Genomic DNA, 22776 nt, shown 5'->3' with positions numbered 1-22776 from the left:
TAGAATAGAATCACTCGATAGATTCCATCAGCCGCTAGTAGCCATGATACATGATACTCAACTCCAAAGGGGGAGAACACAATGTCAAAATCCATCTCAGATCTTTATAAAAATCTTGAAAAAGAAAAAGGAATTCATACAGATTTCAAAGAGAATATGACATATGGGGAATACTTGCATCTTGATAAAATTCTTACAAGCCAACGGCGACTATCAGACCATCATGATGAAATGCTGTTCATCATTATCCACCAGGTAAGCGAGCTTTGGATGAAACTTATTTTGCATGAGCTTTCCTCAGCAATTAAAGAAATTGAACAAGATGAGCTGCATTCTGCCTTTAAAAAGCTTGCCCGTGTCTCTAAAACCCAGACGCAAATCATTCAAGCTTGGGATGTTTTGTCCACCTTAACACCTGCTGAGTATTTGCAATTCCGCGACACACTTGGAAAGGCTTCTGGCTTCCAGTCTTACCAATACAGACTCATCGAATTTGCTCTTGGCTATAAGTCCACTCATATTCTAAAAATCTATGAGAAGGATCCTGCTGTTCATGCAGCACTTCAGACTGCATTTCAGGCGCCAAGCATTTATGATGTCTCGATTAAAGCATTAGCCCGTGCAGGCTTTGACATTAATCCAGAATTGCTCGATCGGGACTTTTCGAATGTATATGCAGGAGACCCAAGTGTAGCCGCAGCTTGGCGTGAGGTTTACCGCAATGTCGACCAATACTGGGATTTATACGAATTGGCCGAAAAGCTTGTTGATATAGAAGATTGGCTTCAGCAGTGGCGGTTCCGCCATATGAAGACAGTAGAACGAATTATCGGGTTCAAAGTAGGAACTGGCGGTTCTTCAGGGGTGAATTATTTGAAGCAGGTGCTTGATCACCGATTCTTCCCAGAGCTTTGGGATTTACGAACAGAACTATAAGCTTTATTCAGCAAGGTTCCTAGTCGATTTTCATCCTTCCCGAATGTTAGTAAGACGTTCGGCCGTAAACAGACCATTCATTTCCGGTCTAAAAGTTTTGAGATAGGAGGCGAACGGTCCGATAATCTATGATAAAATTGAACTCCTATCGCCGGTCTGTGAGACGGACCGGTGATTATTTTTAACGTTTATTTCGTTAATTTAGAAAAGGGTGATGTGAAGTGGAGGTAAATAAGGATCAGTGGACATCCAAGATTGGATTTATTTTGTCGTCTGCTGGGGCGGCTATTGGTCTTGGCGCCATATGGAAGTTTCCGTATGTAACAGGAATGAGCGGCGGGGGCGCTTTCTTTCTCCTATTCGTCGCATTTACATTGCTAATCGGCCTGCCTCTGCTTATTTCTGAATTTATTATTGGCAGGGGATCAGGCAAAGAAGCGGTCAGCGCGTATAAGAACTTGGCACCAAACAGCCTGTGGGTGTGGGTTGGCCGACTAGGAGTCCTCGGCTGTTTTTTGCTCCTATCCTTTTACAGTGTCGTTGGCGGATGGGTTCTTGTTTATAGTGGTTTGTCTATTCCCGGAAATATTATTGCTGATGGGGCAAGCTATCCTGATTTATTTGGTTCGATCATTGGGACCCCATGGATTACGATTCTTGGCTTGCTTATTTTTTCTTTAATTAATGTTCTCGTCATTTCGCTTGGTGTCTCAAACGGAATTGAAAAAGCAAATAAATATATGATGCCGCTATTATTCATCTTTTTTATTATTTTAGTTGTGCGTGCCTTGACTCTTGAAGGCGCACTGGAAGGAGTAAAGTTCTTCCTCTCGCCCGACTTTTCAAAAATAACTGGTGAATCCATTCTATATGCGCTGGGACAGTCATTCTTCTCATTAGCGGTCGGATTTTCCTGTATGGTTACCTACAGCTCTTATTTAAAAAAGGATGTAAGCTTAACGTCTTCTGCCAGTGCGGTTGTCGGCATGAATATTTTCGTTTCCTTATTAGCTGGACTTGCCATCTTCCCAGTCGTATTTGCTTTCGGCTATGAGCCAGCAGAGGGACCTGGATTACTGTTTATGGTATTGCCGTCCGTTTTTTCTCAGCTCCCATTTGGCGAAGTATTCTTGAGCCTATTCTTATTATTATTCTTATTTGCTACATTGACCTCCTCCTTTAGTTTGTATGAAATCATTGTAGCCGCTTTTACAGCAAATGGAAAAAGATCAAGAAGCAAGGTGACATGGATCTCTGGGCTCATTATTTTCCTAGCAGCCATTCCAGCCGCTTTATCTTCAAGCAGTCTAAGCGACTTAATGATTTTTGGAAAAAGCATTTTTGATGCGACAGATTTCCTTGTCAGTAATATCCTGCTTCCATTCGGCAGCCTGCTGATTTCATTCTTCATCATCTATAGCGCGGATAAGTCACTTGTTAAGCATGAATTTGAATTAAACAGCACAGCAGCACCAAAGCTATATCCCGCTTGGCGCTTTCTAATGATATGTGTGGCACCCATTACGATCATTGTTGTATTCCTGAATACGCTCGGCATCATTTAACTTAAAAGTGGGTTTTACATTCTGTTAATCTGCGAAAAAAATGACTCAAGGTGGTGCTTTTATGAAAGAAGAAAAATGGATCGATATTACACAGCCTCTCACAAATGACATAGCTGTTTGGCCAGGAGATCTGCCATTTACATTCAAGTTAAGCTTCACAAAGGAACAAACAGGGTCAGTGAATATTGGCCAAATCCATACTGGTGTTCATACAGGGACACATATCGATGCCCCCTATCACTTCGATGGGAACGGAGAGAAAGTGCATGAGTTAGATGTGAATATATATGTTGGAAAAGCACGGGTCATCGATGTAACGGGCCTCGAAGCTATTGGAAAAGAGGAGTTGGAGTCTTATAATCTGGAGGGGATCGAACGGCTCCTTCTAAAAACAAGCGGGAAAAGGAATATAAAGCAATTCCCCGAAAGCTTCACAGTCTTTAAAGAAAACATCGGACCTTTCCTCAAAGAGAAAGGAATTCGCCTGCTTGGAACGGACGGGCCATCTGTGGATGCAGTCGACAGTAAATCAATGACGGCACACCACTCATTGAATCAGAACGGTGTATATATCTTAGAGAATATCGTCCTAACCAATATTGAGCCGGCCGATTATGAACTCATTGCCTTGCCGCTTGCCATTGAAGGCGCAGACGCCAGCCCAGTACGCGCTGTACTGCGAGCACTTTAATTACTGTGAGACAAGGGTACAAGATCCTTTTCCCACCAACTTCAATGTTCTTAATAACTTCAACTATTAACAAGGAAAGACCACCTATCAATGAAAGGTGGTCTTTATTTATAAAAATTATTAAGTTTTCCTATGCTTAACAATGAAGGCTGTTTTCCCAAAAGTACTTTTTACTTCATACCAAACATGACTATAAGCTTCTTGCCATCCTCCGTTACTTGCTAATCAACCATGTAACTTGCTCCATTTTTCACGTATAATTCTAGAGTGGCGATGACTGCGTCTTCAGGAAAAGCAGATCTGTCCTCTCTCAAAGGAAGCCATAATAATCACGCTTTTCCCTCCACTTATACTTTCTTCTACCTTCATTTTAATCAATGGTCACTTGATCTGTGGGATTACTACTCATCCCTTTCACACACCAAAAAGCATCTTGAAATAATCCGTATTATGGGCCGCAGCAACGGTAATAGAGATAGCTATTACAAGTACTGCTGCAGCTAACATACCTCTTTTCATAATCTTTTGAACGGCTTTTTCCCTGCTTTGTCTTTATTCATCTCTAATTTTCCCTTTCCTTGCTCCAACTGAATTGTTCGGGAATTGTAAATTTCTACCTCCCAACTTTGCAAAGTTCACTAAAATTTAAGCATGATCATCTTTTTGCTTAAGCCTATGTCACTGAAAATTGAAAAGGAAGACCTATAGATAAAAATGTAATTCAACTAATCCAAATTAACTAACAATTATGTATAATTAATGAAAGGAGAGATGAAGCATGCTGCATTTAGATACGATTACGAAAGACAATTGGATTACAGCCATTTCACTCCGCGTCCGAGAAGATCAAGTGAAGTTTGTGGCATCAAATGCTGTATCCCTTGCTCAATTAAACTTTCTAGAAAACTTCCATGCAAAAGGAATCTATCATGACAAGGAAATGATTGGTTTCGCGTTATATGGCATTGATGAAGACGATCATGAGTACTGGATTTATCGGATAATGATTGATCATAAATATCAAGGGCTGGGATATGGAAAGGAAGCGGTCAAACTAGTTATAGATGATATAAGGAATATAAAAGAGGAGCATCACAAAACGATTACACTGTCCTATGAACCAACGAATGTACATGCAAAACGTGTTTACGAAAAGGTAGGTTTCCAAGAAGTAGATGGGCTGATTATCAGTGACGAACAAGTCTCCCGCTTTACTCTTTAAATTGGAAAAGCTGACAAAGGGGAGATAGCCTCGTCAGCTTTATTTTTTTAAAATACCCGTTTGCTCGAACTTAACCGTTCATCCACGATATAGAGTTTTTGCACGTGAAAAATCGCGGTATCACTTATCCTTTCTTTTACTACGGCAGAGAGTTTACCATTTATGGATCTGCGAAACGAACAAATGTTAACTGAATAATCATATACTCTTAAGGGAATCTCGCTATTTTTTAATATAATTAAAGAAACGTTAAGAAAGGGGAGTGGTCTTATGTTAATTAAGGCTCGAGGAGAATCAGATGAATTAATGATATTGCGCTATTTAAACACACGAATGGAATTAACTGAAAAGGAAAAGCTCTACTATATAAATCTTGAAAGGGGATATGAAGGGGAGACAATATTTGATCAGCTTGTCGAAAGCCTTCTAGAAGAAAGATATATCATAAACGATTTACTACTTGAGGTTAACAACTCCTATTTTCAAATTGATACTTTGATTATTTCACAGGGCGTTATTCATTTTTTAGATATAAAAAATTATCAGGGGGATTGTTACTTCGAATCGGACAAGCTTTATTCTATCACAACCAGACGTGAATATAAGAACCCTGTAGATCAGTTAAAAAGAAGTACTACTCTTTTCCGCCAATTACTCCAAAACCTCAAACAAAATTACCTCGTTGAAGCCTCCGTTATCTTTGTGAACTCTGAATTCACTTTGTATCAGGCCCCAATGGACCAACCGGTTATTCTTCCAACCCAGGTAAATCGTTTTTTAAAAGATTTAAATAAAACACCCTCTAAACTGAATGATGGACATAGAAAACTAGCTCAAAGATTAGTTTCGTTACACCAAACGATAAATCCATTTATGAAATTGCCAGAGTATACCTATGAGCAACTTCAAAAGGGGATATATTGTAGGTGTTGTAAGTCTTTCATGATCTGCAGAAAAAGATATCACTTTGTATGCGAAAAGTGTGGAGAACACGAAAAGATTGACTCAGCTATTTTACGAAATGTGGAGGAATTTAAGCTCCTATTTCCAGATCACCGGGTTACTACCCAAAACATTTATGAATGGTGTAAGGTTGATTTAAATAAAAAAACTATCAGCAGGATTTTAAAGAAAAACTATACTGCATTTGGAATTACCAGTGATACTTATTTTGAATAAGAACCTTGTCATGGTTAATTTGTGAGTAATCCCATATATAATCCTTCAGAACTGATTGAGACCTTTTTTCTTGAGCTTGTCTGAATCCGGGTGGACTTCGGACTCGGTTCAGCTTTTTTCTCTTGTACTTGTCTGAACTCGTGCCGACTTCGGACTTGGTTCAACTTTTTTCACATAAACCTGTCTGTACTCGTGTTGACTTCGGACTTAGTTCACTTTTTCCTCTTGTACTTGTCTGAACTCAGGTTGACTTCGGACTTAGTTCAGCTTTTTCCTCTTCTACCTGTCTGAACCTGGGGTGATTTCGGACTTGGTTTAGCTATTTCTTCTTAAACCTGTCTGAACTCAGGTTGACTTCGGACTTAGTTCAGCTTTTTCCTCTTCTACCTGTCTGAACTCAGGTTGACTTCGGACTTAGTTCAGCTTTTCCCTTAAACCTGTCTGACCCTATAAAAAAGAACCATTCTCGTTGTAGATAACAACTCGAATGGTCCTTAAAAATCCTATTTAAACGCTGGAATAGCCGTCTCGTCATAATTTTTTTCTAAAAACTCACGTACCTCTGTACTTGTCATCGCTTCGGCGAGCTTTTGGATTGCCTCTGAGTCAGCATTGTCTTTTCGTGCTACGAGAGTAATGGCAAAGTTATTTTCTACTCCTTCTGTAAGGAGCGCATCACTTTTAGGTGTCAATCCAAGCGGTGCAGCATAGGCAGGTGTCATAACAACTGCGTCTGCATCATCATACATTCGAGCTAGCATTAACAAGTCTACCTCTTCGAATTTATAATTCTTAGGATTGTCCGTAATGTCTGCTTGTGTATAATAGGGACCTGTTTTTTCTTTTAAAGTAATTACCCCATGCTGAGCCAGCAAAGATAGGGAACGATCAATATTCGAAACATCATTCGCAATGGCAATAACGGAACCCTCTGGCAGTTCGTCCATTGACTTGTAGTCTTTTGCATAAACCCCATAGTTAGCAAAATAAATAGGGACAATTGGAACGAGCTCTGCATCATTGTTTCTATTGAATTCTTCCATATACGGAACATGCTGGAAGAAGTTTGCATCTACTTCTTTTGCAGCTAATGCTGTATTGGGCTGCACGTTATCACCTAATACAACCATTTCTAGATTAATGCCTTCCTCCGCTAGCTTTGGTTTAACAAGATCAAGAATTTCCGTCATTGGCGGAATTAATGACGCTACCTTTAATGTTACTTCTTCGTTATCTGCTGCAGTTTTTTTACTGTCCTTTTCCTTTGTTTCATTCCCTTGGCCACAGCCAGTTAAAAGAATTAGAAACAACGTTACTAGTAATATTACCTTTTTCATTTGTCTTTTCTCCTTACTATTATCTTTTATCAATTATTCTAGATACAGTTGTACCAGTAAATTGAATAAGCTGTACTAATATTACCATAATAACGATCATATAGATCATTAAATCTGTTTTGAATTGCTGGTAACCGTATCGAATGGCGAAGTCTCCTATCCCGCCGCCTCCGACTACGCCCATTATCGTTGAATAAGAAATAAAGCTAATAATGGATGTAGTTAACCCAAGAACAAGGCCAGAACGAGCCTCAACAAAAAGGAATTTAAAAATAATATCTTTAACAGAAGCCCCCATCGAAATGGCCGCTTCCATCACACCTTTAGGTACGTCCAATAAAGATTGTTCGACTAAACGTGAATAATGAGCAATCGCAATAATCGATAATGGTACAGTTGCAGCTGCTGTACCAATCGCCGTTCCAATAATTAATCTTGTAAATGGAATTAAAAAAACAACAAGCAGTAAAAAAGGAAAGGAACGGATTGTATTTACTAATAAATTTAAAACTGAAAAAACGAATGGATTTTCAAGTATTTTTCCTTTCCTGCAAAGAAATAGCAGCGTCCCAACTGGGAGTCCTATTAGGACAGCAGCAACAATAGAGACACCAACCATTACGAACGTTTCGATGATTGCCGTCCAAATCTCGGCTTGATATTGAACTAAAATCTCAGGCATGGCTTTTCTCACCATCCTTTATTAATTGTTCGATAAACCAATTTGGACGTTTACTTAATTGTTTGATCCCCTCTGGTTCAATGGATACCGTGTCATAGATTTCACCATTTGCCATGACAGTTACGCGATTACATATACTTTTAATCACTTCCATCTCATGGCTGACAATAACAATCGTCACACCGAGACTTTTATTTACATTTTCTAATACACCTAATATTTCAGCCGTTGTATTAGGATCAAGAGAGGAGGTGGGCTCATCACACAACAAAACTTGCGGGTGATTCGCTAATGCCCGTGCAATAGCCACCCGCTGCTTTTGTCCTCCGCTTAATTCAGCAGGAAATTTATCCAATAAACTCTCCAATCCAACAAATTGAAGACACTCAACTACTCGGTTGCGGCGTTCTTGTCTTGGAACTTTTGCTAGTTCTAAAGGAATAGCCACATTGTCGTAAACCGTTTTATTCGCCACTAAATTGAAATGTTGAAAGATCATCCCGATCGATTGTCGAGCTTGTCGAAGTTTTTTGCTGTTCAATTTGGTCAAATCTTGACCATTCACTTCTACTTGGCCTTCGTCCGGTGTTTCCAATAAATTCATTAGCCGCAGCAAAGTCGATTTTCCCGCTCCACTTGCCCCAATAATTCCATATATCTCACCTTTATCGATCGTTAAAGATGCCGATTTAATGACCTGAAAATGTGAAAAACTTTTACTAACCTTATGTAAATGAATCATAAAAAAACCCCTTTCCACTGTTTGAAAGGTGATTAGAACTTTATTATTATAGCCTAAATAGAGAGGGGTGTCATTTTGACAATATTTTCATTTTATTCAACTGGCTTCATACACGTCTTTCCCTATTACCACTGTCTTTATCGACTACACAGAGTAATTTCTTTTGCCTGCATAGGTTCTATCGGTAAAAATTGCATTTACATCTGTATTCTTTATATACCCTAACAAGGCAAATTCTATAATAAAGTTTTCCGGTTCTTTCCATCTATAAAGACTAATGATAAACTTAATGAAGAATTTTATCCAAAACTTTTTCGTAAAGGAAAGTATTCCATGTCAACAAAAAGAAAAGACCCTCGTGCGGTTCGAACACAAAGTTTATTGAAGCGCGCTTTTATTGAGTTAATGGAAGAAAGGGAATTCGAACAAATTACTGTTGCGGATATTTCGGAACGTGCAACAGTGAAACGAGCGACTTTCTACCTTCATTATAAGGACAAAACTGATTTGATGAACCAATGTATAGATGAAACCTTAAATGATTTACATGAAAAGGTGAGCAAACAAGTGTCATTTCTAGGTAATTTTGATTTCCTGGAAGATCAGCCTCATCCTAGTTTTGTACAATTATTTCATCAAATAGGTGAAAATTACCCTTTCTACAGAGCATTACTCGTAACCAATCGTATCCCTACTTTGACCTCAGGGCTATTAGCATTTATCCATGAGTTTATTTCTGAAGGAATGAATCAAATGGAACCTAACGATCAAAATCTTACAGCCAATCGAGAATTAATTATTAAATATGTGGAATCTGCTTTTTTAGAAGTAATCATTTGGTGGATAGAAAAAGGGATGCATTTATCTGAGGAAGAAATTGCCTTTCAATTAATGAATCTATCTATTAAAGGACCTTATATCCATAATCCAATGAAGGACAGATCTTAATCACTCATTAAAAAATCCTCTCAATAGTTGGGGCTGTTGACAAAATGGGAAAAGAGCTTTGCTCCTTTCCCATTCTCTTTTTAAGAGTATATTTATTAGTTTTCTTTATAATTTTTGTCTTAATTCATTACCTTTATAATTCTTTTTAAATTTAATGCCAACGCTGAAAAAAGGCATTGTTCAGAAATTTTTTCAATGCCCCTCTTATATGTTTTATACAGGTTATGCTTAGATTTCAATGTTCCGAAGGAACCTTCACACCAAACTCTTCGGAGCTTTTGGAATGCTTTATATTCACTAGTTTTTGCCCTCTGAGTATTTGCTTCCAACAATTCATGTGCAATTGGTCGAGAAATCGTTCTTTTACTTGCTGTTTCCCCAAAACAACATTCTCGAAATGGACAGACTTTACAGTCTTTACTTTTAGCAGAATACGTTTTTAAATAATTATCAGTTTCTTTTTTTCTTAAATGGGTAAACGTAAGTGTTTTTTTATTGGGGCAAGTATACGTATCAGTGTCAATGTTATAGGTAAACTCCTTATAAGACGTTGTTTCGAAAGGTGTAGTATATCCTATGGGACTAATATAACCTGTGATTTCCAATGTTTTTAAGCCATGATGAATCTTAGTTTTATCATATCCTTTATCAGCTGCCACATTTTTAATGTTTAATTCAAATTTTTCTTGTATCACATTTAATCTATCTATAAAAGGCTCACAATCATTTATGTTACCAGCACTCGGATGAATATCAACTATGATTCCGTTTTTTGTATCAATACTTGCATGTGCTAAGTAGTGGGGACCAGATGGCTTTCCAGGGCGATTTAATAAGCCAGAGTCAGGGTCCGTTTTTATTACAGAAATCTTTTCGGTAGATGAACTCTTTGATTTTCTGCCTCGTTTCTTCTTCCCAGATTCAATTCTTTTATCCTCAAGCTCTTTTTCAATTTTTTTGGCTTCCTTTTCAAGGGTATTCAAATATTGAGAAGGTGTTTTCTCTACAACTACCTTTTCGGCCTTACCCTTTGCAGCACTAGCTTTAATATGGGTAGAATCAGTAACAATGACTTCACCAGTCACTAACCCATTCTCTATACAAAGATCTATAATATAATCAAAAATTTCTTGAAAGACAGTACTATCCTTAAATCTCCTTCGTCGATTCTGACTAAATGTGGAGTGATCAGGTACAGTGTCAGATAAATCAAGCCCTAAAAACCAGCGATAAGCAATGTTTAGATTGACTTCTTGTTCTAACACTCGTTCTGAATCAACATTATAAAGATAGCCAATGAGTAACATCTTAAATAAAAGTACAGGATCAAGTGATTTCCTGCCGAGTTTCGAATAATATTTTTCCATTTTGTTATATACAAAAGAGAAGTCTATCTTTTCATTAATTTGGCGAAGAATATGATTTGAAGGAACAAATGTATTTAAATCAATAAACTCTAGTTTACTTTGATATTCATCTTTACGACCCATCATAAAAATTCCCCCAATACAAAACCTGTATAGAATAATTAAATTCTACACAGGTATTGGTAAATCCTATTAGTTTGTCAACAGCCCCATAGTTTGAGAGGATTTTTAATGTAAACATTATAGAGCTGTCCAGCCACCATCAATGACAAGCTCTGCACCTGTCATAAAGCGTGATTCATCCGACGCAAGGAATAATACACCGTAAGCAACATCTTCAGGTTGTCCGAAATAAGGAAGTTGTGTAAATGTTTTATAGAAAGGCAGTGCATCCTTGAAAGAGTCAGCCGTCATTGGTGTTTCAATAATACCAGGATGAACAGAATTCACCCTAATTTTATCCTTGCCATATTCTACAGCAGCTGATTTTGATAATGAGCGTAATGCACCTTTTGCAGCTGTATATGGGCTTGACCCAGCCATCCCAACAATTCCACCGATTGAGGAAATATTAATTAAGGATCCGCCGCCTGCCTTTTGCATTTCTGGAATCACATACTTCATTCCTAGGACACAACCGTTTAAGTTAATATCCATAACCTTATTCCACTCAGCCATTTCCATTTGTGTCATTGTTTTTGGACTTGCTATTCCAGCATTATTAACTAATATATCGACTTTACCGTACATATCAACCGCTGTTTGAATAACGTTCTTCCACTCTTCTTCTGAAACGACATTGTGCTTCAAGCCAATGGCTTCACCGCCACTTGCTTTGATTTCATTGATTACTTCCTGCAGCACATCATCTTTAATATCTGTCGCAACAACCTTTGCTCCTTCTTCTGCAAAAAGCTTCGCCTCAGCTGCTCCCATACCTAATGCTGCACCCGTAATAATCGCTACTTTACCAGATAAACGTCCCATTATAATCTCCCTTTCATTTAGAAAACTCGTATACTTATTTTTCAAAAAATTCATTTTAAAATGAATACCTAGGATAAATTTATTATACATAAATATATCTATTTTGTGAAGTTATATACATCATGTCAATAATATAATCCTTTGCTATTTTTTTAAAACAGTGTCACAACTATTCACCCTTCATCGTCTTGAGTTATGAAAGAATAAAAGGAGGTTATTATATGACACAAACATGGGATATTGTCATTGTTGGCGGTGGATTAGCAGGCTATGTTGCAGCTAACTATTTAATGAATACGAATTTATCTATTTTAATTTTGGAAAAGGGAAAAAGTGTTGGCGGAAGGGCTAGAACAAATAAGATGAATGGACAGCATTTCAATCTTGGCCCTCATGCCCTTTATAAAAAAGGAAAAGCCAGGTTCATTCTCGAAGATTTAGGTATTCATCTTAATGGGAAATCCCCTAAACTAGGCGGCACATTAATTGAAAACAATGTTGAATACACTGCCCCATTTTCTCCTTTTGAACTATTCACAACTAGATTTCTACATTCGAAAGAGAGGATGGAGTGGATTGCCGTTATATTGAAAATCATGAGTGCAGATCCTGAAAAATTAACAAACCAAACTTTCCAACAATGGGTTCATCAAATGACCAAATCAAACACTATTAAGTCATTACCTTATACGCTTGGCAGACTTGCCACCTATTGTCATGCTCCAGAAAAGATAAGCGCAAGAGTAGCAGTATCACATTTAAAATATGCGATGGGAGGCGTACTATATCTTGATGACGGCTGGCAGACGATCATTGACCAGCTTCACAATAAAGCAATTGTCTCCGGAGTTCATGTTCATTCACATACTCTTGTTGAACAAATGGAACGCGACCCCAAAAAGGACCAATTTAAATTTACTCTATCCAATGGCGAAGAAACTCTTGGAAAATATGTGATTTGTACAACTGGTCCAAACGAACTTATTCATATGTTAGGGGAAAAAGCGAGCCTTCCTAATAGGGATTTTTTTGCTCAAATAACACCTGTAAAGGGGGCAACATTAGATGTCGCTTTAACACAGCTGCCTATTCCAAAGCAATTGTTCGCTATGGGGACCACGGACCCTCTCTATTATTCTGTTCATTCCACTTACGCCCGCCTCTCTGATCATACAAAGAATGCAGTGCTGCATGTATTTAAATATCATTATCCAAATGAACATGTTGATGGACCAAGTGTAAAAAACGAGCTTGAACAATTTTTAGATAGACTGCAGCCAGGCTGGCAGCAATATGTCATTTCAAAACGCTTTATCCCTGACATTACGGTAAATCAGCGCTTACCGCAAATAGGAGATGAGCTTAATCTTCATCGTTCTAAAACAGAAATTCCGGGATTATATATAGCAGGGGATTGGACTTCTCCCCACTCGATTCTGGCAGAAGGAGCCATTAGCAGCGGAAAACAAGCAGCTGAAGAAATCATTTTAAACGAAGAGAGGAAAAATAGTGCAAATTACAACGGAAGAGTACCAGCTATTTAAACCATTGTTATTATGTAAAAATAAAATTGTCCCTATTAGGTATTAAGATACCCATAGGGACAATCTATTTTTTCAATACAGCGTATCTGCAACCAAAGAATTAACTATAAACCAATTCTTTTTCGCTCTTTTCGCTTAAACCAAGCGTCTGTGCTGTTGATGTATGAATATCTTGGAAAAGTTCAGGATTTTCCGTTAGTGACACGCCATAAGAAGGAATCATTTCCTTTATTTTTGCTTCCCATTTAAACATATGCTCTGGGAAGCATCTTTCTAATACCTCCAGCATTACGTGTACGGCAGTAGAAGCACCTGGAGAAGCGCCAAGAAGAGCAGCCACAGATCCATCCGCAGCACTAACCACTTCTGTTCCAAATTGGAGCGTTCCTTTACCTGCATCTGTATCTTTAATAACTTGTACACGTTGACCTGCTACCACGATATCCCAATCCTCAAGCTTTGCATTCGGAATAAACTCGCGTAATTCTTCCATGCGCTTTTCATTTGATAACATCACTTGCTGAATCAGATATTTGGTCAATGCCATTTCTTTTACACCTGCTGCCAGCATTGTAATGACATTATTCGGTTTTACGGAACCGATCAAGTCTAAATTTGAACCTGTTTTAAGGAACTTTGGTGTGAAGCCAGCAAACGGTCCAAACAGCAATGATTTCTTATTATCAATAAATCTTGTGTCCAGATGCGGAACAGACATTGGAGGAGCTCCAACTTTTGCCTTTCCGTATACTTTTGCATGATGCTGTTCGATTATTTCTGGATTATTACAAACCATAAATAATCCGCTCACCGGGAATCCGCCAATATGCTTTGATTCAGGAATACCGGTTTTTTGCAGTAAAGGCAGACTTCCACCGCCCCCGCCAATAAAGACGAATTTTGCTGTATGAGATTCTGTTTTGCCGCCATCAATATCACGGACTTTCACTTCCCACAAGCCGTCGTTCGTACGTTTAATATCCTCCACGCTATGCTTGTAATTGATCTCAACACTGTTTCTCGTTAAGTGGTCAAACAGCATGCGTGTTAATGCACCAAAATTGACGTCCGTTCCAGAGTCAATCTTTGTTGCCGCAATCGGTTCATTCGAAGTACGGCCTTCCATGATAAGCGGAATCCATTTCTTCAGTGTTTCAGGATCATCAGAAAATTCCATACCTTGAAACAGAGGATTGTTTGACAGCGCTTCCAATCGTTTTTTCAAATAGGATACGTTTTCTTCCCCTTGAACTAAACTCATATGTGGGATTGGCATGATAAAGTCTTGCGGATTATGAATCAGATTGTTGTTAACAAGATATGCCCAATACTGTCTTGAAAGCTGAAACTGCTCATTCACCTTTATCGCTTTGCTAATGTCTATCGATCCGTCTGGTTTTTCGGATGTATAGTTAAGCTCGCACAGTGCCGCATGACCCGTCCCCGCGTTATTCCACTCATTCGAGCTTTCTTCCCCAGCATTTGCAAGTTTTTCAAACACTTTAATTTCCCATTCCGGTGCTAATTCTTTCAGTAAAGATCCTAAAGTTGCGCTCATAATTCCGGCACCAATTAAGATAACGTCTGTTTTGTTCTGTACGCTGCTCATAATAACCTTCCTTATCCGCTATATTCGCCAAAAAATGTAGGCATTGCTGCATAGGTGGCAACTAATCTTGGAGCCACTTAGGAACACACCTTCTCTGTATTAATTATATAACTACCTCATAGTCTATTATAATTATTAATAGATTAAAATATCTACTAATTTCTGATAATAATAAACTATTTAAATTTGGTAAAAGGTGGGCAGCCTTTCCATTTGTGAAAAACAGGAATATTAAGAGATGAATATATTAATGATATAACTAGTTACAATTCCTAATTGAAATATTAAGAAAATACTTTTATTTTCCATTTAATAGTAATTCTTGTTATTTTATGAAACTACTAAGTAGTTATACACGTATTACATCATATTCGTGAATAAGTGGTTTTTGAATAAAGCTCTATTAATTGCAAGCATTATTAATAGTGTATCACGCTGGAGAAAAAGAATAATGGAATGAAAAGTGCATCTTAAAATTTTGAAAAGGCATTCGTATGCAAGATAAAGAGAAGGCTGGTGAAATTCAGCAATAAACAACTAAATATAATAAAAATATTTTTCTAATAAAGCAGTTCAAATTAATCTAGAGAAAACTATCATTATTCTTATTGTCTTCAACATTCTAAAAAACCATTTAATCAAAACAAATGTTAGTATTACATAACTGAAGGAGGAACACTCGTGAGAAACATTTGGAAAAAATCACTAGCCGTTGCTGCATCTGCTATACTAGTTGTCCCTTCGTTAGCTAGCGCTGCTGAAAATAATCAAGATTATAGCAGTATTGCAGCGAGCAAAGAGGCCATCGTAAAAAACTTAGCTAAATCTGAAGCAGAGCTAAAACTCGAAGCATATAAAAATAACAAAAAAAGTAATGAAACCCTTGATGTAGACACATTAATCATTAAATATAACAAGGCTATCCCAAGAAACATTCATAAAAAAGCAGGAACTCAAGTTATTAATTCGTTTCCTGGACTAGGCTACGATGTTGTCTATGTTCCGAAAAAACGCAAATTAAGCGATGTCTTAAAAACTTATAAGAAGCAAGCAGAAATTACATCCATCACCCCAAGTGTCAAATATAAAAAATTTGGTGAAGTTGATCCGAAAAAAAATAAAATGTATCATTTGCAAATATTAAATATTGATAAGGCTTTAAAATATGCTGGAAAGCATCAAGTAACGGTTGCTGTCATTGATGCTGGTGTTAACTATCGACATCCTGATTTATCAGCACAAGTTGTAACACCTTATAATGCAGCAGCACCAGCGAAATCAAGCATTCCTGATCTTCACGGTACACATGTAGCTGGAATCATTGCAGCAACAGCTAATAATGGCATTGGTGGACACGGAGTGAATCCGAATGCAAAAATCTTGCCAATTGATGTTTTTGGTGGACAACCATTTGCAAATGATTACATAATTGCCCAAGGCATTTTGCATGCGATCGAGAAAAAAGTAGATGTCATTAATATGAGCCTTGGTGGTCCTTCTAGTTCACCAATTACTGCTGACGCTGTCCAAAAAGCAATTGATGCTGGTATTACGGTTGTTGCAGCAGCTGGAAATGAATCTACTGATGAGTATTCCTATCCTGCAGCTTATCCAGGTGTAATTAGTGTAGGAAATATTAATAGTAAAAAACAGCTGTCTGAGTCATCTAACTATGGCCCTAGTGTAGATATTGTTGCTCCTGGTGAAGATATTTATAGTTCTGCTTATACAGACAATAAGCCCAACACTTTCATGCAATTAACTGGAACATCAATGGCTTCTCCTGTCATAGCTGGTACTGTTTCACTATTAAAATCGAAATATCCGAATTTAACACCATATGAAATTGAATATATTATTGAAAATACGGCAACTGATTTAGGTGAAAAAGGGTATGATCCTATATTTGCAAATGGATTGATCAACCCTGTTGCAGCTTTACAATTTGATATAAAAAAGCTTCCTAAGTATAAAAAGCTGAAAGGCATTGAACAAATTAATACAGCAAAGCCTCTGAAAGAGCAAGGTGAAAATATTGAAAAAGGAAAATTAACTGCACAAGAGGAATCACATTATTATAAAATCCCTGTTAAAAACGGGCAGCATGTTCAAACCGTATTAGATGCTGCTAAAAATTATGACTACAAAATGGATTTTTATTTTTATCCTAAAGGCTCTGAGGCAAAAACTGTCGAGCCAATAAAAATGAATAGGGCAAAAGCAGGTGAGCAAGAAGCATACTTATTTAGTGCAGAGAATGAAGGTACTTTAGTTATCGGTATTACTGATGTAAACGGAAATTATAGTAAATCAGGTAAATCTACATATACCTTTAAAGCGGAGAAATTCGCCCAATTAATACCAAATTCTAACTCAATCCAAAGTCCTATCGAAGTAAAAGCATTCCCTTACTCTTCTAAGCAGCAAAAAAATGAACCATTAACACTTTTTAACACAGACAATATGCCTGATTATGATTACTTTGCTTTCGAAGTTGCTGAACCAACCATATTATCAACATCATTAGATGGCATACCTGGTGTAAATTCTTCCCTTTTTGTTTCCATGCTTAACGATGAAGAAACAGAGCCCATTTTACTCGCAAATGCCGAAGATAATGGAATAGGAAATGAAAAACATCTTTCATTCCAAGCTGAGCCTGGAGTTAAGTACTTATTAACAGTATCAAATGAGAATATGCTAGACTTTGATTTTGATATTGGCTCTCTTTTAGGTGAGGGATTGGGTATAGAAGGAACGGAAGAAGAAATTTCTTTTGACTATAATGCTTATCCTTATAATTTAAAAATTGAACAAGTTCAGCTTCCTCAGGATGAAGATGGTCTACCATTAAATATGGAGGAACAAGATACTGCTGATCATGCAAACAAGATCGATGAGCTATTGAGCGAAGAGGATGATTTCTTTTCTGAAATACAAACTGAGGCTATTCGTAAAAATGCAATTCCACTAACAGAAAAAGAGCAAAAAGGATTTTTCCAAATTTCCGGGGATAAGGACTATTATTCCATTAACCCTTCTGAAGATTCCATTTATAGTCTATTTGCACAAAAAGGATCTGGTCAACAAATAAATACGACAATTTATGAGTATGATTCAGAATCAAAAATGCTAATACCTTATCAAAGCATGTCAAGTGGAGGAGGCCTTCTTGACTTATTAGGAATGGCAGGCACTCCATCTCCATATGTTGCCTTAAAAAAAGATACACAGTATTTCATTGAACTAGAAAATGCTACAGGTAATATTTCTGCTGATCCTTATACACTATCAATTAAGAAAGTAACGAACTCACCTGAAAAGGATTTAGACAATAACAGCATCGAAAATGCAGTTGCCATTCAGCAGGGAAAAGTTTATGATAACTACTTCATTTATGAAGGTGATACAGATTTTTATTATTATAAACATACAGGTAAAGATCAAATTATTGATTTAAAAATTTTAGAGAAAAAATTATCTGCTCAAGAATTAAATAAATTGCCTAAAGACCTGCTAGATGAGCATATTTTCTCGGGTTTACTAATTGAAGATACAAACGGAAACAAAAAAATTGATACTAACGAGATTAAAGCAGCCGTTCCTTTTGGAGCAAGTATATTTAATCTTTCTCCTGGGGACATTGAAGCATCCTTTAAAGCCAAAAAGGGGAATGGTTATTTCATCGTTATCGAGTCCATGTTCTCTTCCCTAAACCTTAAACCTTATCAAGTTAAGTTAGTTGGCTTAAAAGATCAATTAGCTGATGAGGATGGAAAAGTGACAAATCATGTTCCTGAAAAGCCATTAAAATTGAAAAAAATAAACAATACTAAATTTGAAGGCCAAGGATATATGAATGCCGGTGTTCCATTTGGCGATATCGATCATTTCGTCCTAGACTTAAACAAGAAATCTAGAGTCTCAATGGTTCTTAATATGGAAAGTTCACTTGATGGAGTATTGAAAATCTTTAACTCAAAAGGAAAATTGATTAAGAGCTTTGACCAATATGGTGCAAATGACCAAGAATTAGCAAACGCAGAATTAGAAAAAGGTAAATATTATATCGAAGTTAGTGAAGCTTTCGGAAAAGCAAGCACATCTCCATATAAGCTTACAGTTACATTAAAATAATCACCTGCCAGTTTTTAAGGTGAATTTCAAGAAATCGGCGCATGCGCCGATTTCTTTACTAGATTAATGAAAAGGAGCGAATAGGAAGAACTTCGAATAAAATTCTATAAACGTAAATATTTTCTCCATCAAACGAAGTCAACTAACAATCATTCGTAAATGATTAAAAAAATACTTTGACACCCTAAAAAAATGATATAAATCGTAAAATCACGAACAATTTATAAAAACAAATAATATTATTCGTATTTTTGTTCTCTGTATAAAGTTGGAGATATGGTCCAAAAGTTTCTACCAAACTACTGTAAATAGCCTTAGACGGGATATTTTTATATTAACTGCTGACTTTAAGATTTAAATGACCAATTCATTTTTCGGAGATATCCTCCCTCACTCTGCTCATAAACTCCTCTGCTGCGCTGTAGCCTTGCTGCTTCAAATACCAATTGTTTGCCGCTGCTTCAATTAACCCAGCCACATCTCTTCCAGGCTGCAGCTGAATTTCAATAGATGGAATTTTAACCCCCATGTAGTCTGTATAATGAAACTTCTGATCCAATTCATTATACAGGGCATCTTTTTCCCATCTCGTCAAATGAATATCAAGGGCTATTCGTGTCTCATCTTGAAAAGCCTTGCGACCGTACAATCGAACTACATTCAGCAAGCCAATACTTCGAAGAGCCAAAAACTCCTTCGTTTTCTCATCATGCGTACCTAATATTGTTTGTGGGCTAAGCTTTTTTAGAACAACGACGTCATCAGCAACCAGACGGTGTCCACGGCGTATTAATGTGTGTGCCGTTTCACTTTTTCCAACCCCCGAATTCCCACGAAGTAAGATGCCAATGCCAGACACGTTCATACAAACTCCATGTACGGCAATTTCTGGAGCTAATTCCTTTAATAAATACGCATCTAATCTAGGAATAAACTCCGAAGTGGCCTCAGATCTTTTTGCTACTAACAATGGAATACCCTGTTCGACACAATGGTGGGTTAAATAAGTAATATCTTCTTCACCAGCCGTTACAATAAAGCATGGAGGGTGATAATGAACAATGTTTCCGATTCGGACTTTACGTTCTTCTTTACTTAACTTATGCAGATAAGTAATTTCCTTTTTTCCTAGAATCTGAACTCGTTCTGTTGGAAAAAAATCAAAATGGCCTACAAATTCCAAGCCCGGGCGGTGCACACGCGACTGTGTTATTTTTTTTTGAAGCTGACTTTGACCAGCTACTACTTTCAAGGCAAACTCACGAACCAAGTTTTCAACGGTTATCTTCTTCACCCTTTTCTCACCGTCCTAATCGTTCTTCTATAGTTGAATTATACTGAAGTGGAATGGAAACGTCATCCATTTACCAACTTCTTCGCTAAATGAGAATGGAATATTGTATTTTGAAATCATTATTCCCTTGCCTATTGATAGAAAAAAGCAGAATAAATAAGTACATTGGTTGTAAAATTACTATTTAATTAAAATAATTATTGCATTTATGTTGACATTAATAATTAAGCCTATATAATAATTAATATAAACAAGAAATTGTTATAGATAGATAACTTTTCTCAATCCCCATTGAACAAACTATCTATAACCATTAAAACCTAACTTTAGGAGGAATTTTTACTATGTCACTTATTGGATCAGAGGTTAAACCATTTAACGCACATGCATATAGAAATGGAGAATTTTTTGAGGTTTCAGAAGCAGATTTCAAAGGTCAATGGAGTGTTGTTTGTTTTTATCCAGCAGACTTTACATTCGTTTGCCCTACTGAGCTAGAAGACCTTCAAGAGCAATACCCAGCGCTTCAAGAACTTGGAGTTGAAGTATTCTCTGTTTCTAGAGATTCTCATTTTACACATAAAGCATGGCACGATTCATCAGAAGCAATCGGCAAAATTACTTATACAATGATTGGTGACCCAGCACATGTTATTTCCCGTAACTTTGACGTATTAGTTGAAGAATTAGGACAAGCAGATCGCGGTACGTTCATCATCGACCCAGATGGTATTATCCAAGCTGTTGAAATTAATGCAGATGGCATTGGCCGTGATGCAAGCACACTAATTAACAAAATTAAAGCAGCACAATATGTTCGCAACAATCCAGGTGAAGTTTGCCCGGCAAAATGGAAGGAAGGCTCTGCAACACTTAAGCCAAGCCTTGATCTTGTAGGCAAAATTTAAGGAGAAGATTCAAATGATACTAGACGCTGATATTAAAGCACAACTCGATCAATATCTACAATTGCTGGAAAACGATATACTGCTCAAAGTCAGTGCTGGAACTGATGAATTATCAAAGGATATGTTAACCTTAGTTGATGAACTAGCAACAATGTCAGCTAAAATTAAGGTTGAAAATACAACATTAGAAAGAACACCTAGCTTTAGCGTCAATCGTATTGGCGAGAACACTGGGGTAACTTTTGCCGGGATTCCGCTTGGACATGAATTCACTTCCTTAGTGTTAGCTTTACTGCAGGTAAGCGGAAGAGCTCCGAAGATCGATCAGAAAGTAATCGATCAAGTGAAAAGTATTAAAGGCGAATACCACTTTGAAACATACGTTAGCTTAAGCTGCCATAACTGCCCTGATGTTGTACAGGCACTGAACGTAATGAGTGTTCTCAACGCTGGTATTACACATACAATGATTGACGGGGCTGCTTTCAAAGAAGAAGTTGAAAGCAAGAACGTAATGGCAGTACCAACTGTTTTATTAAATGGAGAAGTCTTTGGCAGCGGCCGTATGTCATTAGAGGAAATCCTTGCGAAAATGGGGAGCACTCCAGACCCTTCTGAACTCTCTGACAAGGATCCATTTGATGTCCTTGTTATTGGCGGAGGTCCGTCCGGTGCTAGTGCAGCCGTTTACACAGCACGTAAAGGCATTCGTACAGGTATTGTAGCAGAGCGCTTTGGCGGTCAGATTATGGATACGCTTGGCATTGAAAACTTTATTAGTGTTAAATATACTGAGGGCCCTAAGCTTGCTGCAAGCCTTGAAGAACATGTAAAAGAATATGATATTGATGTAATGAATTTACAGCGTGCAAAACGTTTAGAAAAGAAAGACCTTATAGAAGTAGAACTAGAAAGCGGAGCTGTTCTAAAAAGTAAAACAGTCATCCTTTCAACAGGTGCTCGCTGGCGTAATGTCGGCGTCCCAGGTGAAGCTGAATTTAAGAACAAAGGTGTGGCATACTGCCCGCATTGTGATGGTCCATTATTTGAAGGAAAGCACGTTGCAGTTATTGGTGGCGGCAACTCAGGCATCGAGGCAGCCATTGATCTTGCAGGCATTGTAAAACATGTGACTGTTATTGAATTTGCACCTGAGCTTAAAGCCGATTCTGTATTGCAGGACCGCCTTTACAGCCTGTCAAATGTAACAGTTATAAAAAATGCGCAAACAAAGGAAATTACTGGAACTGATAAGGTTAACGGTATTACGTATATTGACCGTGCAACAGAAGAAGAACATCATGTTGAATTGCAAGGTGTGTTTGTTCAAATCGGTCTTGTACCAAGTACCGAATGGTTAGGTGATGCGGTTGACCGCACTAGAACCGGTGAGATCATTGTAGACAAGCGTGGGGCAACGAATATTCCTGGCGTATTTGCTGCAGGCGACTGTACTGATAGTGCTTATAAGCAAATCATTATATCGATGGGATCGGGTGCTACTGCTGCCTTAGGCGCATTTGATTATCTAATCCGAAATTAATAGAATATAAGCTAGATAGGACAAGTCATTAGTGATATGTTCTGTCTAGCTTATTTATTTTTATAGGCTGTTCTTATATTCAAAG

General features: G+C 37.5%; 17 protein-coding genes and 1 riboswitch. Of the genes, 10 read left to right on the top strand and 7 right to left on the bottom strand.

Features of this window, described 5'->3' with window-relative positions:
- Window positions 1-81 precede the first annotated feature (81 nt).
- The 5 genes from kynA (at window position 82) to FI644_RS10220 (ending at window position 5593) form a co-directional block, all read left to right on the top strand.
- Entirely contained in the window at window positions 82-936 is an 855-nt protein-coding gene (kynA, locus tag FI644_RS10240) for a tryptophan 2,3-dioxygenase (protein ID WP_053478383.1), read from the top strand.
- Between the two features lie 221 nt (window positions 937-1157).
- Window positions 1158-2501: a sodium-dependent transporter gene (locus FI644_RS10235; RefSeq protein ID WP_053478382.1), complete on the top strand. Its 1344-nt coding sequence runs from the start codon at window positions 1158-1160 to the stop codon at window positions 2499-2501.
- Between the two features lie 61 nt (window positions 2502-2562).
- The gene (gene kynB / locus FI644_RS10230) at window positions 2563-3192 is read left to right on the top strand and encodes an arylformamidase (RefSeq protein WP_053478381.1); all 630 of its coding nucleotides are present in this window, start codon (window positions 2563-2565) and stop codon (window positions 3190-3192) included.
- A 778-nt stretch (window positions 3193-3970) separates the two neighbouring features.
- Window positions 3971-4414 carry a GNAT family N-acetyltransferase gene (locus FI644_RS10225; protein WP_142108279.1) on the top strand — a complete coding sequence of 148 codons (444 nt, stop codon included), beginning with the start codon at window positions 3971-3973 and terminating at the stop codon, window positions 4412-4414.
- A 270-nt stretch (window positions 4415-4684) separates the two neighbouring features.
- Complete coding sequence (locus tag FI644_RS10220) at window positions 4685-5593, top strand: nuclease-related domain-containing protein (RefSeq protein ID WP_142108278.1); 909 nt, start codon at window positions 4685-4687, stop codon at window positions 5591-5593.
- 503 nt (window positions 5594-6096) lie between these two features.
- Here the strand turns inward: FI644_RS10220 and FI644_RS10215 are convergent.
- From FI644_RS10215 to FI644_RS10205, 3 genes are read right to left on the bottom strand one after another with little or no spacing between them, the layout of a single operon-like run.
- Window positions 6097-6930 carry a MetQ/NlpA family ABC transporter substrate-binding protein gene (locus FI644_RS10215; protein WP_053478379.1) on the bottom strand — a complete coding sequence of 278 codons (834 nt, stop codon included), beginning with the start codon at window positions 6928-6930 and terminating at the stop codon, window positions 6097-6099.
- Window positions 6931-6949: 19 nt separating this feature from the next.
- Entirely contained in the window at window positions 6950-7612 is a 663-nt protein-coding gene (locus tag FI644_RS10210; protein ID WP_053478378.1) for a methionine ABC transporter permease, read from the bottom strand.
- On the bottom strand, window positions 7605-8354 hold the full coding sequence (locus tag FI644_RS10205) for a methionine ABC transporter ATP-binding protein (protein WP_056686945.1): 750 nt from the start codon (window positions 8352-8354) through the stop codon (window positions 7605-7607). Before FI644_RS10205 ends, FI644_RS10210 begins: the two co-directional genes overlap by 8 nt.
- Before the next feature lie 333 nt (window positions 8355-8687).
- Between FI644_RS10205 and FI644_RS10200 the strand changes: the two genes are divergently transcribed.
- Window positions 8688-9302, top strand: coding sequence for a TetR/AcrR family transcriptional regulator (locus FI644_RS10200; RefSeq protein ID WP_056686949.1), 615 nt, complete (start codon window positions 8688-8690; stop codon window positions 9300-9302).
- Window positions 9303-9421: 119 nt separating this feature from the next.
- On the opposite strand, the gene FI644_RS10195 is transcribed toward FI644_RS10200, so the two are convergent.
- Window positions 9422-10795 carry an IS1182 family transposase gene (locus FI644_RS10195; RefSeq protein ID WP_142108277.1) on the bottom strand — a complete coding sequence of 458 codons (1374 nt, stop codon included), beginning with the start codon at window positions 10793-10795 and terminating at the stop codon, window positions 9422-9424.
- Between the two features lie 114 nt (window positions 10796-10909).
- The gene (locus FI644_RS10190) at window positions 10910-11656 is read right to left on the bottom strand and encodes an SDR family NAD(P)-dependent oxidoreductase (protein ID WP_053478374.1); all 747 of its coding nucleotides are present in this window, start codon (window positions 11654-11656) and stop codon (window positions 10910-10912) included.
- A gap of 221 nt (window positions 11657-11877) precedes the next feature.
- Here FI644_RS10190 and FI644_RS10185 point away from each other — a divergent pair, with 221 nt between their 5' ends.
- A complete protein-coding gene (locus FI644_RS10185) occupies window positions 11878-13200 on the top strand; it encodes a phytoene desaturase family protein (RefSeq protein ID WP_056686952.1) in 1323 nt (440 codons plus the stop codon).
- Between the two features lie 100 nt (window positions 13201-13300).
- Here the strand turns inward: FI644_RS10185 and FI644_RS10180 are convergent, their stop codons facing one another.
- Entirely contained in the window at window positions 13301-14809 is a 1509-nt protein-coding gene (locus FI644_RS10180; RefSeq protein WP_056686953.1) for a malate:quinone oxidoreductase, read from the bottom strand.
- 681 nt (window positions 14810-15490) lie between these two features.
- Here FI644_RS10180 and FI644_RS10175 point away from each other — a divergent pair.
- Window positions 15491-18946: a S8 family peptidase gene (locus FI644_RS10175; protein WP_142108276.1), complete on the top strand. Its 3456-nt coding sequence runs from the start codon at window positions 15491-15493 to the stop codon at window positions 18944-18946.
- Window positions 18947-19184: 238 nt separating this feature from the next.
- Window positions 19185-19284: riboswitch (purine riboswitch) on the top strand.
- Between the two features lie 29 nt (window positions 19285-19313).
- Here the strand turns inward: FI644_RS10175 and hprK are convergent.
- Window positions 19314-20240 (bottom strand): HPr(Ser) kinase/phosphatase, encoded by a 927-nt coding sequence (gene hprK, locus FI644_RS10170; RefSeq protein WP_142108275.1) that lies wholly within the window; start codon window positions 20238-20240, stop codon window positions 19314-19316.
- Between the two features lie 344 nt (window positions 20241-20584).
- On the opposite strand from hprK, the gene ahpC reads away from it, so the two are divergent.
- Together ahpC and ahpF are read left to right on the top strand one after the other, a co-directional pair.
- A complete protein-coding gene (gene ahpC, locus FI644_RS10165) occupies window positions 20585-21148 on the top strand; it encodes an alkyl hydroperoxide reductase subunit C (protein WP_053478369.1) in 564 nt (187 codons plus the stop codon).
- A 13-nt stretch (window positions 21149-21161) separates the two neighbouring features.
- Complete coding sequence (ahpF, locus tag FI644_RS10160) at window positions 21162-22691, top strand: alkyl hydroperoxide reductase subunit F (protein WP_142108274.1); 1530 nt, start codon at window positions 21162-21164, stop codon at window positions 22689-22691.
- Window positions 22692-22776: the final 85 nt, after the last annotated feature.

This window comes from Cytobacillus solani, assembly GCF_006704205.1.
Classification (GTDB): domain Bacteria; phylum Bacillota; class Bacilli; order Bacillales; family Cytobacillaceae; genus Cytobacillus; species Cytobacillus solani.
Note: the sequence above shows the minus strand (reverse complement) of the source record. Positions and strands in the feature narration are given on the sequence as shown.

Bases quoted from the DNA above. Each gene is read 5' to 3' on its own strand.
- FI644_RS10195 (WP_142108277.1), bottom strand. From the start codon at position 10,795: ATGATGGGTCGTAAAGATGAATATCAAAGTAAACTAGAGTTTATTGAT.
- FI644_RS10210 (WP_053478378.1), bottom strand. From the start codon at position 7,612: ATGCCTGAGATTTTAGTTCAATATCAAGCCGAGATTTGGACGGCAATC.
- FI644_RS10185 (WP_056686952.1), top strand. From the start codon at position 11,878: ATGACACAAACATGGGATATTGTCATTGTTGGCGGTGGATTAGCAGGC.
- FI644_RS10220 (WP_142108278.1), top strand. From the start codon at position 4,685: ATGTTAATTAAGGCTCGAGGAGAATCAGATGAATTAATGATATTGCGC.
- FI644_RS10200 (WP_056686949.1), top strand. From the start codon at position 8,688: ATGTCAACAAAAAGAAAAGACCCTCGTGCGGTTCGAACACAAAGTTTA.
- ahpC (WP_053478369.1), top strand. From the start codon at position 20,585: ATGTCACTTATTGGATCAGAGGTTAAACCATTTAACGCACATGCATAT.
- FI644_RS10190 (WP_053478374.1), bottom strand. From the start codon at position 11,656: ATGGGACGTTTATCTGGTAAAGTAGCGATTATTACGGGTGCAGCATTA.
- ahpF (WP_142108274.1), top strand. From the start codon at position 21,162: ATGATACTAGACGCTGATATTAAAGCACAACTCGATCAATATCTACAA.
- FI644_RS10225 (WP_142108279.1), top strand. From the start codon at position 3,971: ATGCTGCATTTAGATACGATTACGAAAGACAATTGGATTACAGCCATT.
- FI644_RS10215 (WP_053478379.1), bottom strand. From the start codon at position 6,930: ATGAAAAAGGTAATATTACTAGTAACGTTGTTTCTAATTCTTTTAACT.
- kynA (WP_053478383.1), top strand. From the start codon at position 82: ATGTCAAAATCCATCTCAGATCTTTATAAAAATCTTGAAAAAGAAAAA.
- FI644_RS10180 (WP_056686953.1), bottom strand. From the start codon at position 14,809: ATGAGCAGCGTACAGAACAAAACAGACGTTATCTTAATTGGTGCCGGA.
- kynB (WP_053478381.1), top strand. From the start codon at position 2,563: ATGAAAGAAGAAAAATGGATCGATATTACACAGCCTCTCACAAATGAC.
- FI644_RS10205 (WP_056686945.1), bottom strand. From the start codon at position 8,354: ATGATTCATTTACATAAGGTTAGTAAAAGTTTTTCACATTTTCAGGTC.